Source organism: Mucilaginibacter sp. P5_A6, from assembly GCF_056400585.1.
Genome location: NZ_JBFUKZ010000014.1, coordinates 105655 through 123392, shown reverse-complemented (window position 1 = coordinate 123392; position 17738 = coordinate 105655). Strand labels below are relative to the sequence as shown.

Sequence of the window (17738 nt, the reverse complement as noted above, 5' to 3'; positions counted from 1 at the left end):
CTAATTTAGACTAAAAGCTTGTGGTACTATAAAATTATAGCTAATTTAATTTTTTTTAAAGCTTATGACAGACGAACAGATGAAATACCCGATAGGGAAATTCGCTCCCCCGGCATCATACACCGATGAAAACATACGCGAATGGATTGATGACCTGCGCACACTGCCCGGCAAACTGCGCAATGCCATAGCCGGTCTTAATTACCAGGAACTGGATACCCCATACCGCACAGGAGGCTGGACATTGAGGCAGGTGATCCATCACCTGGCCGATAGCCATATGAACTCTATTACCCGTTTTAAACTGGCGCTTACCGAAAGCAACCCTATAATAAAACCCTACGAGGAAGCCGACTGGGCGTTATTACCAGATTATCGCCTGCCTGTTGAACCGTCATTAAAAATACTGGAAGGGATTCACATTCATATGGTAGCCCTGTTTGAAAGTTTTACCGAAAACGAATGGGAACGCACCTTTGTACACCCGGCATCAGGCGATGTTGTTTCTCTTAAAAAAGGACTTGCACTTTATGCATGGCACAGTAATCATCATTTGGCGCATGTTACTGAAACGGTGAAGAAATTCGTTAAAGCTTAAAGCCAAAAGGTCAAAGGCAAAAGGGTTTAAAGCAATTACAGTTTGACTTTGAACTCTTTTAATAGGCAAGGCTGAAGCTACCTTTAACCTTTCGCCCTTTACCTTTCGCCTAAATTACGCGGCTGGAAAGCTCAGATAAAAAGAAGTTCCTATATTAATAGTAGTTTCAAACCATATCTTGCCATTGGCATTCTCTATAGAGTTTTTAACAAAGGCAAGCCCCAGCCCCGTACCCGAGCTTTTGGTGGTGAAGTTGGGCTCGAATATTTTTTCGCGCATGTTTTCGGGGATGCCGTTACCGTTATCCTTTATAGTAAGTAATACATTCTTACTGGTTACCAGGTAATTGATATCTATCAGCCCTTTTCTGTCGGGTGGTGTGGCTTCAATGGCATTCTTTAACAAGTTATTAAAGCAACGTAACAATTGATCGCGATCTGCATTAATGATAAATGGCGTTTCGGGCGGTTGAAAACTAATGTGAATATTATCCATCTGTTTAAAAATGGTAACTGCCTGGTTTAGCATATCAAAAATGTTAGTAGGCTCGATACGGGTATCGGGCATTTTAGCAAATGCCGAAAATTCGGATGCTATTGACGACAGGCTTTCTATCTGTTCAACAAATGATTTGCTAAAACGCTCAAATTTTTGATCAAATTTAGGGTCTTTGTCCCGCCAGGATTTATCAAGCAGTTGTAAGCCCAGCTTCAAAGGCGTTAAAGGGTTTTTAATTTCGTGGGCAACCTGTTTGGCCATTTCCCGCCAGGCACTTTCACGTTCGGACTGAGCCAGCCTGTTGGCACTATTTTCCAGCGCCGATATCATTTTATTATACTCCTTAACCAGGGCCCCTATCTCGTCGTTACGTTGCCATTTTATTGGCTCATTCTTTTTACCATATATGGTTCTGCTCAGTGTATCCTGTATAAAGCTTAATGGCGTGGTAATTTGCCTTGCAATAATAATTGCAAACAAACCTATAGCTATAAAGACCAGCGCGTATACATTGATCATTACATTAAGTAACGAACTGATCCGTTCCTTGTAGTCGGCCTCGTTAGAAAAATAAGGTAATTGTACGTAAGCAACGGTTTTGTTACCTGAAGTTACTATAGGGGCGTAGGCCGCCTTATAACTTAGTTCACCTATACGCTCGTCATTCACAAACTCGGTTTTTTGCAGCTTGCTCAAAAATATATAGGCCCTTGAGTTCATTTTTTTTGCTACCAGGCCATATTCGTAAATTTTGGGCTGTGTTGTTACCAGGGGTACCCCATTCGTATCAAACAATATCAGGTCGGTTGAGTAGGTTTTGGCCAGGTCATTGAAGTCTACCTGGCTTTTTTCATTCACATTATAAATGTATTTGTTTAATATGCCTGTTTGGAATGCCTCGGTAATGCTGGTAATTTTATCCCGGATCTGTTTATCCTGCTGTTTTTGGTACTGGTTACCAATAGATATAAAAGTGATAAAACCTACAACTATAAGCGTAACCACTACCGCAAATATCATCACAAACTGGATGCGGGTTTTATAAAGTACCTTATCAAAATTTATCCTGAAAGTCCAGCGGATCTTATCATCTTTAATACTTAATATCCTGATACGTACCCAGGCTCCCCTTAAAATTATGACGACGGCGCTAAATATCAGCAAAGCCAAGAAAAAGAAGGTAATGGAAGTTACACTATAATATAATGGATTTACCTCCTTGCTCACCACTATTAAATTACGTTTAGTGGGTTTATATATCAGGTGCTCATACTTGGTAAAGGTATTGTACCATTCGGGATTATTGCTTTTAGTTGTTTTTACAGTATACTTTTTAAGCGTACCATTAAAATCGGTATTATTAAGGGAGTAAACATAATTCCCTTTTTGACTTTGCAGCTTATTATCGATATAGTACGCGTATGAATAATCCTTAAGCTCATCCTCGCTTTTTAAATTACCATCTATCAATAACTCGGGGAAAGTTCCTACTAACGATTGCAGCGGTTTTGACTTAAACTCAACCACCAATGTCCCCAGTTTTTTGTGCCTGTAGCTTATAGGCAGTATAGCAAAGTAACTCTGAAATCCGAACAACTCGTTGATCCGGTAAAAATAAGCCGACACCTTAAACGAACTATAAACCACCTGGTCTTTAAATACGTTCAGCGAAAAATTATCATCGGACATTGGCTGGTCCATCGCATCATATTCATGTACTTTTAGCCCATATTTTGATAAGTAACCGTCAAAATAAAGTTTTTGAAAACGAGTTTTAAGGTACTCGATATTATGCACATTTTCTTTAAAGTAGCGTATGATAGCCGTATCGGTAACAATCCTGCCTTCTACTATTTTAAAAGAGTTTTCGGCCGAGCGGTCATCGGGTTCTTCCAGCTTTTGTATCACGCCCTTGCGAATATGTTCTTCTTTGATGCTCTCAAAATGATTAAGCCTAATGGCCGAAATAAGAGCGCATATTAAAAGGATGCCTAAAAAAGTACTTGTGGTAAGCCTGCTACCCTGGTATATAAAGCCATACGCCCTGATCATGACCAACAACATCCACAACAGGTAAAACACAGTAAACTCATGGTAGAAAGCAAAAACAATTGTGGTGATGATAATGCTTGCTGCGAACAAAAATGCCTGGTGCGATCTTGGAACATCCAGTTTAAGGCACAGAAAAAGAACAACCTCGTCAATCAGGTAAAAAATAAGGAAACTAAAACAGAGCATTAAAACACCCAGAACACTGAATGAAGACAGGTTAAGTACATTGTTTACATTAAAGTTGATGTCTGAGTTAACAACAAGATCATAAAACAACCTTAATAGTGATGTAGAAACAGCTATAAGCAGTAGTATACAACTTATTACCGTAAAATAGCCGGCAACATTGCCAAATACAATAGTAAACAGGCGGCGCCGTTGCAGGTATACAAAAGCAACGAACCAAAAAACACATAATATATTGATGCAAAGATCGCCCAAAGAAGGATATAAAATACCGGAATGGTAAATTTTAGGGTCAAAGACCCTGAGCATTCCATTAAAATCGGGGAGGTGATAATGTAAGTTAACAAATCGGAGCAGTACAATAAACAGCGCCATAAACACTACGGATAACCAGGCATATCCATTTGCAGCTACATAGCAGCAAATATTATGGATTAAAATGCAAAGTGTTATGATTGTTAAAATCCATATTGCTAACTCGTAATAAATAAAGGCATCGTTAACGGCCCCTGGCTTTTGCTTTACAGAAAACAGGTAATCATTATTACTGCTATGAATATTATAAACATCCTTGTCAATAAAATTGGCAATCTCAATATTGTCACTGGGAGTAAGGTCTCTTGCGAAGGTATTTTGAAGGTATTGGTTGGTAAATGCATAGTTAATTTTTACCGGGATGAAAAAGATAACGGAGAAATCGCCGTCAGTTTTTTTAATCGCTTCGTAGTAACCATTAGGTTGCTTAATAAACGAATTCCCTTCTTTAATGCCATCTAAGCTATCAGGCAAAACTTTAATGCCACTCCAAAAGCTTAACCGGTTTTTATAAGCAGTTACAAACCAAATGTTCTTTTGGGTAGTAAAATCATTAATGCTGTTAATGGCATCCTGGTCATTATCGGTAAGCGTTTTAAATTTATTAAACTGTACTTTATCGTTTATTTGCTTATTAATGTAAGCTTCTTTTTTATGTAAATTATCCTCGAGTGTTTGCGCTGTTTGCAACAGGTTATTTATTGGGGTATATGTTTTTTGGACAATAATGGCCGCAAACAATAAACCAATACCTATCAGGGTAAGCAACAAACGTATTTTTCCGGATGCGGTCAAATTATTATCAGATAAATTGATTTAAAAAACAAAAAGCACTATACAGTGCTTTTTAAAGTTATTGCGTTAGCTCGGCACTCTCAGTAACCATAGCCCTGTCAACTTTTTTTACAAGGCCTTGTAATACATTGCCCGGACCAACTTCGGTAAAGGAGGTTGCTCCATCTTCCATCATGTGTTTAACGGTTTGTGTCCATCTCACGGCTCCTGTAAGCTGGGCTATTAAATTTTGTTTTATAAGTGCAGGATCGGTATATGGTTTGGCATCTATATTTTGGTAGATAGGGCAAACCGGCGATTTAATCTCGGTGGCGACAATGGCCGCTTCCAGCTCAACCCGTGCAGACTCCATTAATGGTGAGTGGAAAGCACCCCCAACTTTAAGCTTTAAAGCCCTTTTTGCTCCGGCTGCAAGCAGTTTTTCGCAAGCCGCGTCAACCCCGGCAATGGTACCGGATATTACCAGCTGACCGGGGCAATTGTAATTTGCGGTTACTACCACATCGCTTACCTGCTGGCAAACATCTTCAACAATAAAATCATCCAGGCCCAAAATTGCCGCCATGGTAGATGGCTGCAGTTCGCATGCTTTTTGCATGGCATTGGCACGGGCAGCTACCAAACGCAAACCATCCTCAAATGATAAAGCGCCGGCTGCCACCAGGGCAGAAAACTCACCTAATGAATGACCTGCAACCATCTCTGGCTTAAAGTCATCCTCTAAAACGGTGGCTAAAATAACCGAGTGCAAAAATATAGCTGGTTGGGTTACGTTGGTTTGTACCAGGTCTTCGGCTGTGCCGTCAAACATCACATCGGTAATGCGGAAACCCAATATCTCATTGGCTTTTTCAAATAGTTCGCGGGCTTTTTCTGATTGATCATAAAGATTTTTACCCATACCTACAAACTGGGCACCCTGCCCCGGAAAAATATATGCTTTCATGTGCCCCCTAACCCCCTAAAGGGGGAATTTTTATGTTTATAATACTTATTATTTATCAACCCTTCGTATTCCCCCTTTAGAGGACCGGAGGGCTTAACCCAACTTAGAACTTATCAAATTTAAAAATTCGGTTCGTGTTTTTTCTTTTAAAAACTCACCTGTAAATGCCGATGTGGTAGTTACGGAGTTTTGCTTTTGTACCCCCCGCATGCTCATACACAAGTGGCGGCATTCAATAACAACACCAACACCAAAAGGGTTAAGTGTTTCCTGGATACAGTCACGAATCTCGTTGGTAAGCCGTTCCTGTACCTGCAGCCTGCGGGCAAAAACATCAACTATACGGGGTATCTTACTCAGGCCTACAACATATCCGTTAGGAATATAGGCAATATGCGCCTTGCCAAAAAAAGGCAGCATATGGTGCTCGCACATAGAGTACACCTCAATATCCTTAACAATAACCATCTGGCTGTAATCCTCCTTGAACATAGCTGAGCTCATGATTGTTTTTGCATCCAGATCATATCCATGTGTAAGAAAAAGCATGGCTTTAGCAATGCGCTCGGGGGTTTTTAATAAACCTTCACGTTCGGGATTTTCGCCGATCTGTTTTAAAACGTTAAGATAATTGGCCGATAGGCTTTCAATCAGTTGAGGATTATATCTGTCTACCTTGGTATAACCGTCAATATCATCATCACGGTCGGGGATGTGGTTTTTGTCAATCATTTTATAAAGTTATCCGCCAAAATACTCGGCCGAATTATTTTCAGTTTCATACAATCTAACCGAGTGCAAAAATACACCCTCATAAGCCTCAATAGGCGTTTTAAGCTGGTTAAATATTTCTATACAAAGCAACTCCGTTGATGCCATTTTACCCGCCATAAAATCAACATCTTTGTTGATGTTTTTATGATCGAGCTTTTCAATAACAAATTCGTTAATGATAATTTTCAACTCTTTAAGGTCAATAAGATAACCAGTTGCGTGCGTAACTTCGCCCTTAACGGTTACAAACAAGTTGTAGTTATGACCATGCCAGTTAGGATTGGCGCATTTGCCAAATACCTCATTGTTTTTTTCAGCGCTCCATTCCTCACGGTACATCCGGTGAGCGGCATTAAAATGTTCCTTGCGCGTTATATGTATCATCATAATATATCGTGAGTGCAAATATACAAAACAAAAACAGGCGAGTTGTTTTATATTAGTACCCAAAAAACTTCATCAAAACATTTAAAAACCATATGCTTATATTGGTAGTTGCCGCGACCGCCCCTGAGATAGAACCTCTTAGCAAATACTTTGGTAATAAAATAGCTGTGCTTATAACCGGTGCAGGCATGGTGCCTACTGCTTTTGCGCTTGGCCATCATCTTACACTGCCCAAATACGACCTGATACTAAATTTGGGAATCGCCGGCAGCTTCGACCGGAACATTCAGCCGGGCGCGGTGGTGGAAATTACCGAAGATACCTTTGCAGAGACTGGCGCCGAAGATGATGAGCAATTTATACCCATGAATGTTTTGGGTTTTGGCGAAGTTACTTATAAGCCCACAACTACTCTTGAAGAAGTTGTAGGTAATTTTTCCCTGAAAAAGGTGCGGGCCATCACTGTAAATACTGTTCATGGGAATGAGTTGTCTATTAAAAAAGTAAAGGACCGTTTAGATCCGCAGTTGGAAAGCATGGAAGGGGCGGCTTTTTTTTACGCATGCCAACAGGTCAATGCGCCGTGTATGCAAATCAGGGCTGTGTCAAATTATGTAGAAAAACGTAACCGCGATAGCTGGCAGATAGGACTCGCAATAAAAAATCTGAATACCTTTGCTATTGATCTGATCGATGCTGTCATTAAGCTTTAATCAGGTTATATATACTACACTTTAATATTATGAAATTAACCCTCGGCTTTTCGCCCTGCCCTAACGATACCTTTATTTTCGACGCACTGATACATCATAAAATTGATACCGAAGGCCTTGAGTTTGAGGTTTTTTATGATGATGTGGAAACACTTAATCAAAAAGCTTTTCGCGGCGAGTTGGATGTTACTAAACTAAGCTACCACGCCTTTGCTTATGTAGCCGATAAATATGTACTGCTTGATTCTGGCAGCGCATTAGGGTTTGGAGTTGGGCCGATGCTGATATGTAAAGATGACCCTGAAAAATTGCTTGCGCAACTCGAATCCGGCGATCCGCAACCCCTAATAGGAATCCCTGGCAAGTATACCACTGCTAATTTTTTATTGGGCAATGCCTTCCCGAACGCTACTAACAAAATTGAGCTGGTTTTTTCGGATATTGAAAATGCTGTATTGGAGGGGCGGGTAGATATTGGCCTTATTATTCACGAAAATCGCTTTACTTACCAGGATAAGGGTTTAAAAAAGATCATCGATCTTGGCGACCATTGGGAAAAACAAACCGGCTGTGCTATTCCGCTTGGGGGCATAGTGGCAAGCCGTAGCCTGCCAGCGGCTATTCAGCACAAACTGAACCGGGTATTACACAAATCGGTTGAGTTTGCTTTTGCCAATCCCAAATCGGGGCTGGAGTTTATCCGCTCACATGCACAGGAAATGAGTGAAGCGGTAATGTACAAGCACATCGAACTTTATGTAAACAAGTATTCTGTTGAACTGGGCGAAGATGGAAGAAAAGCAATTAAGCTGCTTTTTGATACTGCCCTTAAAAACAACTTTATACCGGCAATAAAGGAAAATTTGTTTCTAAGTTAAGCTAAGGGAATACTCTCAAGCCTGCAATGGGTAAGGTCAAAACAAAGTGGGCATCTGCAAAACACTATAATTGACCGTTCTTTGTTTTTTGAATACGATTTTTCCATAACATCCACCATGGGGTAGCGGGCGAATCGTGGTGTTCATAGTGATATCCAAAAAAGTAGCAGCTAAAAAAAGCCAATACATGATTCTTAGCCTGGCTGCGGGCAAAATATTTATTATCATGTTCACCTTTGTGTGGCTGGTAAGTGCCAAAGTAAAACAACTGTAAGGTGCTCAACAGCGAGGGAACTACCCAAAAAAGCAACAGGTTGGCCTGCGGAATCCACATTTTTAAAATATTGAACAATACAGCCATCACCACAATTTGCCATATAGATAAGTAATTGCGGATGAATGTTACATACCAGCTCCAGAAACCGCCGTTATGATAATCCGGATCCTGCGCTGTATGGACGTGGCTATGGTGTAGATGATGTTTTGCGTAAAGCTGCGGATACCAGAAAGATGCATATAGAAAAGTGCATAGGTAACCAGTAAAGTTATTAATACCGCGATAGGGCGATATAGTGCCATGCATAGCATCGTGCGCGGTAATGAATAGCCCGGTATACAAATGCATTTGTACCAAAATAAATAGGTAAACCAGCGGATTTGTAAAGCTGAAATGCCACTGCATTAACAGGATGATGGATGCGGCCCAACAACCTATAACGACTATGGCAATCAGTAAACCAATATGTGAGGGGCTTTTTTGCATGTGATTGATGTAACAGCAAAAAGCGTGCTGTTAAAAATTTTCAATGGCGGCTTTTACCTGCTGCATCAGCCACATAGGAGTTGATGTGGCGCCGGCTATACCAACCGTGTCATTTGGCGAAAACATGGATAGTTCCAGTTCACCGGTTGACGAAATGAAATAGGTGTTGGGGTTATGTTTGCGACAAACCTCAAACAATACTTTTCCGTTTGATGATTTTTTGCCTGATACAAAAACGATCTTGTCAAAGCGTGTAGCAAATTTTGGCAAATCCTTATCCCTGTTTGATACCTGGCGACAGATGGTATCATTAGCCTTCAAATCATATCCCCTTGAAATCAACTCATCTTTTACGCTATAGAACTTTTCCATACTCTTGGTGGTTTGGCTGTAAAGCGTAATGTTGTGGGGCAGCTCCATATTATCCAGCTCGGCAATATCCTGGAAAACCAGGGCTTCGTTATTGGTTTGCCCTTCAAGGCCTATTACCTCGGCGTGGCCGTGCTTACCAAATATGAGGATTTTTTCATTTGAGTCGTAGGATGTTTTTATACGGTTTTGCAGCTTTAAAACTACAGGGCATGAGGCATCAATGAGGGTAATATTGTTTTCTAAAGCGGTACGGTAAGTATCGGGGGCTTCGCCATGGGCGCGAATAAGCACCTTTTCGTTATGCAAATCCTTTAGCTCAGCATGATCAATTATCCGTAGCCCCTGAGCTTTTAAGCGGTCAACTTCCTCATCATTATGTACAATATCGCCCAGGCAATACAGGTAGCCATCTTCGGCCAGTATTTCCTCGGCCATATCAATGGCGTAAACTACCCCAAAGCAAAAGCCCGAATCCTGATCGATAGTAACCTGTAAGTTGTACGCTCCCATTATGTTGCAAATATAACCTTGATTTAATGATTTTGTTGTATTTGTTGATTTTTTGACAGGATTTAAGGAATTAACAAAGTCTGTAACTGGTCTTTGAATAATACATTTAAATCAATCCTAATATCATGAAAAACACAAACTGAATTATAAGCAATACCATAGCGGCTTTGTTTTGCGGTTTAAACCGGAACCTTTCAAAGATGAACAGCATTCCAGTACTTAATAAAAACCAACAGAAATAATTTTTTAGCGGAATACTATTTCCAGTCCAATGCCAGTAGTCAAAGTGAATGGCGACAGGCTCTATAACCAGATCAAGGAGAACGAGTACCAGGGCTCCGGTTATAATCCGGAAGAAAACATTCCTGATACGGCTTCTTTGCATGAGCACACCCGCAGCGTAAATAAGTAGAAACCAATTTATCCCAATCATCAGGGGAATATTAAATAGTTTAATTCCAAGAGTTTCACCATAGCTATAATTGCCAAATAACAGACCGGTGTGTACACCAATAAGCTCGGCCGAAAAACTTATTGTAAAAACAAGCAACACAAATAATAAGAATTTTGCGCTTGGTTGATTATGGCTGTAAACAATTACAACAGCCATCAGCATTAAATGCCAGGGGACCAATTTTAAGAAAAGTATTGTTAAAGACGGGATGATAAAACCGATCAATCCCACTACATGAAACAACACAATAATAATAACGGCAACACGCTCTGTTTTTGTGCTGCCTGTTGATAACTGATTGTTCAAATCCTGCGCCCCTTCCATACGGTTGTTTTGGTGAGGTGCTTCTGGATAGATAGCACTGCAATAAGCAGCATATTAAATATTTGCAGCGGATGCAGTACTACATTGTATAGCGCATTTTGCCCCGACTCCAATGAGATCATAATGCGGGTTAGGATAATAAGACCACACATAAATAGTATCAATGGAAAATTCAGCGTCATGATAAGTATCATCGGGAAAATGATAACCAGCATTAAATAAATTAAAAAACCGATAACACTGTAATTAAACGCCGCCAAAAAATTCTTGCTGAAACCATTAATTGCTTCATTATAGTTTTTGTACATGCGGCAGCTTATCATACCGTTGGCCAGCAAAGCTTCGCCATTGTACGCTTTGGTTTTTATTAACCTCATAATTTCCACGTCCTCAACCACTTTGTCTTTTACTACTCTATGCCATTGTTCCTCATGGTAAATCATCGCATCAAACAACATAAATTGCCCGCTGGCCGCCGCTATTGATGGGTTTTTCACCAGGGAAATCAATCGAACTGGCAGCAGGTTTAACAATACAAAATGCATCAGGGGTACTACCAGCTTTTCGCCCATGGTCACCATTTCCTGGTTGGTAAAAAGACTTAACAGGCCCAGCTTGTTCAGGTGCATCCGGTGTATGGCGCTATTGATGAGGCCTGGTTTTATCTGCTCGTCGGCATCTAAAAAAAGCAAATAGTTACCGCCTGCCTGTTGGGCCAGTTGGTGACAGGCGTAATTTTTACCTATCCAGCCTGCGGGCAGCCCGCCGCCCTTAATTACATTAAACTTTGGGTGTGTTTTATTGAACACAGAGCAAACCGCAAAAGTATCATCAGTTGATCCATCATCCAGTATGATAACCTCATAATTTTGATAGTCTTGTTGATGGATGGATTTGAGCAGGGTTAAAATATTATCAGCTTCATTTCGTACGGGGATCAGAATAGAAACCATATCGCTGTATTGCTTGCCTACGCGGCGCAATTTAGGATCGGATATAAAATTGAACAGCGTTACCGAGAAACGCAGAACGATAAAAAAAAGGGTGATTAATATAATTACGGTCACTTTATATATCAAATTCGGTTTGAAGCAGTTTTGTGCTGCTGTAATGTTGCTGGTAAGCCACTTTTAGCTCGGTTATGTTTGTATACTTTTCGATGTTGCTTTTTAAGTAAACGGTTGCAGTGGGCTTTTTATGCTTAAAATACTGAATAAATGTTGAAGCAAACACCAACTGGAAGTTTATCTGCGCTTTTTGCATTATTCTGAACACCCCTTTATCAAAACGAACATCATCAACATAATTTGAAAATAACTTACCCTGTGGAAAAATCAACACCAAATTTTGTGGATCGTTCAATAATTCTGCCGCATAGTTAAGTGACTCGATGACGTCCCTGGATCTTTTGGTAATAGAAAAAGCCCCGACAAATTTCAAATAATGGAGCATATGTACGGTTTCCTTTTCTACCATTACATGATATTTTTTTTTCAGAAGTTTATCATTTATGCAGTACAAGATCAAACCATCCCAAAAACTAAAATGGTTTGCTACAAGCAATATCGCCCGTTTATTATCTGTTTCGATGATATCACAAAGTACTTCATGAAAATGTTTGCCAACAACCCACTTTATATAATAATGGATAAGCCGGTTAAAAAAAACATTTTTTTTATTGTAGATCATGAAGTGGAAAGGTAATAAATGTAGATAACAACATCAATTAATGTGGCATATTGGTCCCTTTTTTCATTAAAAACAAAATTCCTATCTTTGCGGCATGGATATTCTCCCTATTGCTTTACAGGCATATTTAGATGACCATTGCGACCCGGAGCCGGAAGCTTTGCAGCAACTGAACCGCGAAACGCATTTAAAAGTGCTAAGGCCGCACATGTTATCGGGTCATTACCAGGGCAGGTTGCTTAGTTTCTTGAGCAAAATGGTAGCACCAAAATGCATCCTTGAGGTAGGTACCTATACCGGTTACTCGGCAATTTGCCTGGCCGAAGGATTGGTTGAGGGCGGCATTCTGCATACCATTGAGGTGAACCGCGAAATGGAGGATATCATCAATTCACACTTTAAACTAACAAATGTTGAAAATAAAATAAAGCTGCATTTTGGGGAGGCAGAGGCCATTATTTCTGATTTGTATGCAGATGTTTTCGATTTGGTGTTTATTGATGCTGATAAAAAGAATAATTTTACCTACTTTCAATTGGTTTTTGACAAAGTCAGATCCGGAGGATTAATAATAATTGATAATGTTTTGTGGAAAGGAAAAGTATACGGGCCTGAAAAAGATACCGATACCGAAAATATTCGCAAACTAAATGACCACATAGCTGTTGACACCAGGATAGAAAAACTGATCCTGCCTGTACGCGATGGACTATTGGTTATCAGAAAAAAATAAATTATGAAGAAAATCTTACTGATTACAACCCTGTTGATCTCAACACTTGCCGCTTCAGCGCAAAAGAACACTTCACAATCTTACATCCAGAAGTTTAAAGACGATGCCATTCGCATCATGCATGAAACGGGGATTCCAGCAAGTATAGTTTTAGGTGTGGCCATGCATGAATCGGGCTGTGGCAACAGTACAATTGCGCAAAACCTTAATAACCAGTTTGGAGTAAAAGGCGGAGGCAGTGTAGTTTTTATTAAACACAACAAAAAAATCCGGTCGGCATATAAAAAATACGATTCGGTTTTAGATTCCTTCCAGGATTTTGCACGAATCATGACCGAGCGTAAGCAGTTTAGCCACCTGGCTGATGCACTTAGCCATTATGACTATGCGGGCTGGGCACATGGTATTCAGCGCAGCGGTTACGCCAGCAGCCGCAAATGGGCTTCCCAGGTTTTAGGCATCATCAAAAAATATGATCTTCATGATCTGGACGAAAACCCGAGTGATCAGCCTAAAGAATTAGCAGAAACTAAACAATAAAATCTTATTTTGGCGAATTAATAATTGCCTCAAATAAGGTTTAACTGTATGCAAAGAATAAGTTTTGTGCTCCTGATAGCTATTGTATGTTTTAGCTCCTGTTCCGCGCGTAAAAAAACAACCATATCAAACCGGGATGTTCGCCGGAACAACAGCAATATCCAAAAGGCAAACAGCGCATCTATTGCCAATTACAAATCACTCTCTTCGTTAGATTATATTGACAGGTTTAAAGCAATTGCTATACAGGAAATGAACCAGTATGGCATACCTGCGAGTATAACTTTGGCACAGGGCCTGTTTGAATCCGGTGCTGGTAACAGCGAACTGGCCCGTTTTGCCAACAACCATTTCGGCATTAAGTGTACAAGCGATTGGAGGGGCAAAAGCTATTACAAAGATGATGATAATGCCAACGACTGTTTCAGGGTATATGATAACCCCGAGGATTCCTTTCGTGATCATTCTACTTTTTTAAAACGGAAGAATTATGCTAAACTTTTCGAGTTAGATAAAAACGATTATGAAGGCTGGGCCAGGGGATTAAAGGCGGCTGGGTATGCTACCAACCCCAAATACCCGCAATTACTTATCAACCTGATAATAAAATACAATCTTGATCAGTATGATCGTGCGGAAGGTGAAGTAGCCAAGATAAAACGCGAAGACCGGGTGTTATCCCAAATCAATGATAGCATTGGCAGGTCCAATGCTGATACGCTCACCAAAACCAGGCCCGACGATAAGATCTATACCGTAAAACAGGGCGATACACTATATAATATTTCTAAACGTTTTGGAATAACTGTTGATGATCTAAAAGAGCTGAACAGTATCCCCGATAATAATATTCATATCGGACAAAAACTGGTAGTTGTGAAATAGAGTCAGGAGGAAGAGTCGGGAAAATCAGAAAAAGCACGTCATTGCTTCGAGCCTTATAATGAAACAATAGAAAGTAGAAGATCCTTACTCATTGCTCCAAAATCTTTACTCTTCCAAAAAAGTTAATTGTTGTTAAATAAGATGGCTAAACACAGCCGAACGTTTATTTTTGGCGCCACAATGAAAGTATGGTTGTTTTTGATTTTAAGCACATTATGCATGCCGGTTTTTGCACAGCAAAAGCAGGTGGAAGGTATTGTGTTTGATAAAGAAAGTAAAGACCGTATTGCCAAAGTAAACGTACAAAACGCCACAACAGGCAAATCGGTTTATAATACGCTTAAAGGCGAATTTGCAATTGATGCCCAGCCGGGTGATGTCCTGATATTTACTAAGGCCGATCACTATAGCGACACTATAAAAGTGCAGAGTAGTAACGCACTTGCCGTTTATATGAAACGATCGGCCATTATGCTGAAAGAGGTGTACATCCGCGACTCGGTACTTACACCTGAAAAACAGTTTGAGGTCACCAAACGGGATTACACCAAAATTTATGGATCAGAATACAGCCAGAGTTTACTCTCGATATCACCCGGTCTGGGGGCAGGCATAGGCATAGACGCACTGTACAATGCTTTTAGCCGCAGCGGGCGCAATGCCGAAAAGCTACGCGAAACAATTGAAAAAGATTTCCATCAAAGAGAGATAGATTTTAGGTTTAACCGTGTATTTGTTGCCAGTGTAACCCACCTTAAAGACCAACAGCTTACCGACTTTATGCAGCGCTACCGCCCTGGCTACTTCCTGGTAAAAACAGCTACCGATTACGAATTTATTACCACTATTAAATCCAACCTGCGACGGTTTTTACGCTCCTCGAAAACATCGTATACTTTAGCACCATTGGTTACACCAAAGGTGGGGGCGAATTAGAAAGTCTATTAATTTATTTAATCAAGAACCATTGTGAGTGTTATCTATTCAGGTTTGGTTTTTCTGAAGAAATTACCGCATTTCTTTATCATTCAGTTTTCCATAATCTTTAAGTATAATGTTATTATACTTTTCGAGCAAACTGATATATTTTTCCATCCAATAGTGTACCGCGTTTGAATCCTCTTCATCCAAAATTAAACTTTGTTTGATAGCTTTTTCCTCAAACGCTTGTTTCATTTTATCAAATCCCGGAATATCCTTAGAAAAATCATACCCGGTAACGTTCCCGATTTTGTATATAATTTCAAGGTCAAGATTTTTCATTCCGAACCAGTTGTAAACTGTACGGCGGCTGACGTTTAAATTTTTGGCAATTTCTGAAATACACATGCATTCCCGATGAAGCACTTTTTCCAAAATAAGTCCAAGGTCAGGTTGGCCCAGGGTTAAATTTTCGTTACCAATATCATTATCAATTGAAGAAATATTCATGGCATTAATTCCCTTTAGTACAACACAAATAGTTATATAATTATAGGAAGTTAATTATTTAAGCGAAGGTGGCTTGCTTTACCGGGATTGAAACCATTTTGCCCGGGTAATGCAAATTTCACCTTGGTAATACAAATTTAATTTATCTAATATAATAAAACTTTACCTAACATAACAAATTATGCAATAATTGAGCCAATTGTAAATGGGCGGATAAACGCTAAAAAGATGCTGATTAAAAATGAGGCAAATTTGCGGCATATCCTGGATTGGCAGATCTCCGGAACCCTTGTGCTTAACTGGTGTTTTTTATTCCTTATATATCAGTCAACAAAGGAGAGGTTTATAGGGGGATTTATTGCCTGATGGAAAATAAAAAACCCTTGCAATTATCTGAATCTCAGAAAATACAAGGGCTAACGTGTAGCGGGAGCAGGACTCGAACCTACGACCTTCGGGTTATGAGCCCGACGAGCTACCAACTGCTCCATCCCGCACTGTTTGTTGGGCTGCAAATGTATGATAAGTTTTGGCATTACAGTGTAAAATAATCGAAAATCTACTTTCCACGGGGATCTTATTTAATCAGTGGCAATATACCTTACCTGGAACTCCCCAGCACAGCTAAAGATGATTATACCTATGGCAAATATGGTTCCAAAGGATTCTTTCCGGGGTTGAATGGGGCTTTTTAGCTCGCAAATTTTTGATGCTTTTTCATGCACCGTTGATGCACCTTTGATATCCTTACGGGACATCTTCCGGCACCCCGCCTCACACTTTCAAATACCTTTCCGGATATCTTCTTTCAAATTGCAATTCATTGATAACTTGGTCAAAAAACATCAGATCCTGCGGGTTGCATATAATGCCCCAACATTAAGCACGCCACGCTGCCGGAATTCAGTGATTTGAGAAATTAATATTCTGCAAAGTCCGGCGTGTATGAACATTTGTATGTTCTGAAATAAGAAAGGCATTTGCTTTTTATCGTAAATGCTTATTATCAAGCAGCGGAGGAGCGGGATCGAACTGCCGACCTCAGGGTTTTGAACCCGACGAGCGATCAATCGCTCCATCTATACCCTGCGAATCATCTTTCGAATCAATAAAACTACCGTTATTGCCTGTAAATAATCGGATCGTTTTCATATATCTGCCCATATAATAATCATCTAACGGTGTTTCTGTAACCCCATTTGCCTTGCCCGATGTAGAATGTATAAACATTATTGGTTCTCCGGGTAATGATACAATTATACCAATATGCCCGGCCCTTCTTCTGCTTTTTGTCCCGGTAAACAATATCAGGTCTCCCGGCTTCGCTTCGTTCAGGCCTACCAGGCTGTTAACACCCGCAAAATCCGAAGAACTCCTGGGGATGGTTATTCCAAAATGACGAAATACGTAATTAACAAACCCCGAGCAATCAAACCCTTTTTCGGGATTTGTGGAGCCAAACCGATATCTTATACCTTTGAGCGATTTAGCAAAAGTTATTAATTCATCTGGTGTTGTGCATTCTGTAGAAATCGCCGTATCTATGTTTACTGATCTGTAATGTACACGGGAGTGCTTATGCGTTTTAAGAACTTTACCCGTTTTATGATGCTTAGCGGCGATCATTAAATCGGCTTTCTCCGGTTTAAAAAATGATAGCAAAGCCAAAAAAAGGATCTGAAAGCCAACATGAAGATGCATGTGGTAATAATAGGAAGAAAATTTCGGCTCTTGTTATTCAAAAGCAAAAAAGCCTCAAATCTTTCGACTTAAGGCTTTTTATTTACTCAGGTAGCGGGAGCAGGACTCGAACCTACGACCTTCGGGTTATGAGCCCGACGAGCTACCAACTGCTCCATCCCGCACTATTTTGTTGTTTGTTGCTTTTCGGCATA

General features: G+C 40.1%; 18 protein-coding genes and 2 tRNA genes. 7 read left to right on the top strand and 13 right to left on the bottom strand.

Annotation, left to right across the window (positions count from 1 at the left end; all coding sequences use genetic code 11):
- The first annotated feature begins 64 nt into the window (after nt 1-64).
- A complete protein-coding gene (locus AC1DO4_RS16180) occupies nt 65-598 on the top strand; it encodes a YfiT family bacillithiol transferase (protein WP_477400531.1) in 534 nt (177 codons plus the stop codon).
- A 114-nt stretch (nt 599-712) separates the two neighbouring features.
- On the opposite strand, the gene AC1DO4_RS16175 is transcribed toward AC1DO4_RS16180, so the two are convergent.
- The 4 genes from AC1DO4_RS16175 to AC1DO4_RS16160 all read right to left on the bottom strand — a co-directional run bounded on the left by AC1DO4_RS16175 (nt 713) and on the right by AC1DO4_RS16160 (nt 6548).
- On the bottom strand, nt 713-4444 hold the full coding sequence (locus tag AC1DO4_RS16175; protein ID WP_477417598.1) for an ATP-binding protein: 3732 nt from the start codon (nt 4442-4444) through the stop codon (nt 713-715).
- Between the two features lie 58 nt (nt 4445-4502).
- The gene (gene fabD, locus AC1DO4_RS16170; RefSeq protein WP_477417596.1) at nt 4503-5390 is read right to left on the bottom strand and encodes an ACP S-malonyltransferase; all 888 of its coding nucleotides are present in this window, start codon (nt 5388-5390) and stop codon (nt 4503-4505) included.
- A gap of 93 nt (nt 5391-5483) precedes the next feature.
- Nucleotides 5484-6122: a GTP cyclohydrolase I FolE gene (gene folE, locus AC1DO4_RS16165; protein ID WP_477400536.1), complete on the bottom strand. Its 639-nt coding sequence runs from the start codon at nt 6120-6122 to the stop codon at nt 5484-5486.
- Nucleotides 6123-6131: 9 nt separating this feature from the next.
- Nucleotides 6132-6548: a 6-pyruvoyl trahydropterin synthase family protein gene (locus tag AC1DO4_RS16160; RefSeq protein ID WP_477417641.1), complete on the bottom strand. Its 417-nt coding sequence runs from the start codon at nt 6546-6548 to the stop codon at nt 6132-6134.
- 95 nt (nt 6549-6643) lie between these two features.
- On the opposite strand from AC1DO4_RS16160, the gene mqnB reads away from it, so the two are divergent.
- Nucleotides 6644-7264 (top strand): futalosine hydrolase, encoded by a 621-nt coding sequence (gene mqnB / locus AC1DO4_RS16155; protein ID WP_477417594.1) that lies wholly within the window; start codon nt 6644-6646, stop codon nt 7262-7264.
- Nucleotides 7265-7293: 29 nt separating this feature from the next.
- Nucleotides 7294-8142 (top strand): menaquinone biosynthesis family protein, encoded by an 849-nt coding sequence (locus AC1DO4_RS16150; RefSeq protein WP_477417592.1) that lies wholly within the window; start codon nt 7294-7296, stop codon nt 8140-8142.
- A 64-nt stretch (nt 8143-8206) separates the two neighbouring features.
- On the opposite strand, the gene AC1DO4_RS16145 is transcribed toward AC1DO4_RS16150, so the two are convergent.
- The 5 genes from AC1DO4_RS16145 to AC1DO4_RS16125 all read right to left on the bottom strand — a co-directional run bounded on the left by AC1DO4_RS16145 (nt 8207) and on the right by AC1DO4_RS16125 (nt 12254).
- Nucleotides 8207-8905, bottom strand: coding sequence for a fatty acid desaturase (locus AC1DO4_RS16145; RefSeq protein ID WP_477417590.1), 699 nt, complete (start codon nt 8903-8905; stop codon nt 8207-8209).
- 30 nt (nt 8906-8935) lie between these two features.
- A complete protein-coding gene (locus AC1DO4_RS16140; RefSeq protein ID WP_477417588.1) occupies nt 8936-9787 on the bottom strand; it encodes a 4-hydroxy-3-methylbut-2-enyl diphosphate reductase in 852 nt (283 codons plus the stop codon).
- Nucleotides 9788-9893: 106 nt separating this feature from the next.
- A complete protein-coding gene (locus tag AC1DO4_RS16135) occupies nt 9894-10565 on the bottom strand; it encodes a carotenoid biosynthesis protein (RefSeq protein WP_477417586.1) in 672 nt (223 codons plus the stop codon).
- Entirely contained in the window at nt 10544-11632 is a 1089-nt protein-coding gene (locus AC1DO4_RS16130) for a glycosyltransferase family 2 protein (protein WP_477417584.1), read from the bottom strand. The genes AC1DO4_RS16135 and AC1DO4_RS16130 overlap by 22 nt, the downstream gene beginning before the upstream one ends.
- A 1-nt stretch (nt 11633) precedes the next feature.
- Complete coding sequence (locus AC1DO4_RS16125; RefSeq protein ID WP_477417582.1) at nt 11634-12254, bottom strand: 1-acyl-sn-glycerol-3-phosphate acyltransferase; 621 nt, start codon at nt 12252-12254, stop codon at nt 11634-11636.
- A gap of 94 nt (nt 12255-12348) precedes the next feature.
- Between AC1DO4_RS16125 and AC1DO4_RS16120 the strand changes: the two genes are divergently transcribed.
- The 4 genes from AC1DO4_RS16120 to AC1DO4_RS16105 all read left to right on the top strand — a co-directional run bounded on the left by AC1DO4_RS16120 (nt 12349) and on the right by AC1DO4_RS16105 (nt 15348).
- A complete protein-coding gene (locus tag AC1DO4_RS16120) occupies nt 12349-12987 on the top strand; it encodes an O-methyltransferase (protein WP_477417580.1) in 639 nt (212 codons plus the stop codon).
- 3 nt (nt 12988-12990) lie between these two features.
- A complete protein-coding gene (locus AC1DO4_RS16115) occupies nt 12991-13527 on the top strand; it encodes a glycoside hydrolase family 73 protein (RefSeq protein ID WP_477417578.1) in 537 nt (178 codons plus the stop codon).
- Between the two features lie 48 nt (nt 13528-13575).
- Complete coding sequence (locus tag AC1DO4_RS16110; protein WP_477417575.1) at nt 13576-14412, top strand: glucosaminidase domain-containing protein; 837 nt, start codon at nt 13576-13578, stop codon at nt 14410-14412.
- Nucleotides 14413-14553: 141 nt separating this feature from the next.
- Nucleotides 14554-15348 carry a hypothetical protein gene (locus AC1DO4_RS16105; protein WP_477417573.1) on the top strand — a complete coding sequence of 265 codons (795 nt, stop codon included), beginning with the start codon at nt 14554-14556 and terminating at the stop codon, nt 15346-15348.
- Between the two features lie 72 nt (nt 15349-15420).
- Here the strand turns inward: AC1DO4_RS16105 and AC1DO4_RS16100 are convergent, their stop codons facing one another.
- From AC1DO4_RS16100 to AC1DO4_RS16085, 4 genes are all read right to left on the bottom strand, one after another.
- Nucleotides 15421-15843, bottom strand: coding sequence for a helix-turn-helix domain-containing protein (locus tag AC1DO4_RS16100; RefSeq protein WP_477408260.1), 423 nt, complete (start codon nt 15841-15843; stop codon nt 15421-15423).
- Between the two features lie 424 nt (nt 15844-16267).
- Nucleotides 16268-16340 (bottom strand) — tRNA-Met (locus tag AC1DO4_RS16095).
- Between the two features lie 544 nt (nt 16341-16884).
- A complete protein-coding gene (locus AC1DO4_RS16090; RefSeq protein WP_477417571.1) occupies nt 16885-17544 on the bottom strand; it encodes a C40 family peptidase in 660 nt (219 codons plus the stop codon).
- 91 nt (nt 17545-17635) lie between these two features.
- Nucleotides 17636-17708: transfer RNA gene (locus AC1DO4_RS16085), tRNA-Met, on the bottom strand.
- Nucleotides 17709-17738 lie beyond the last annotated feature (30 nt).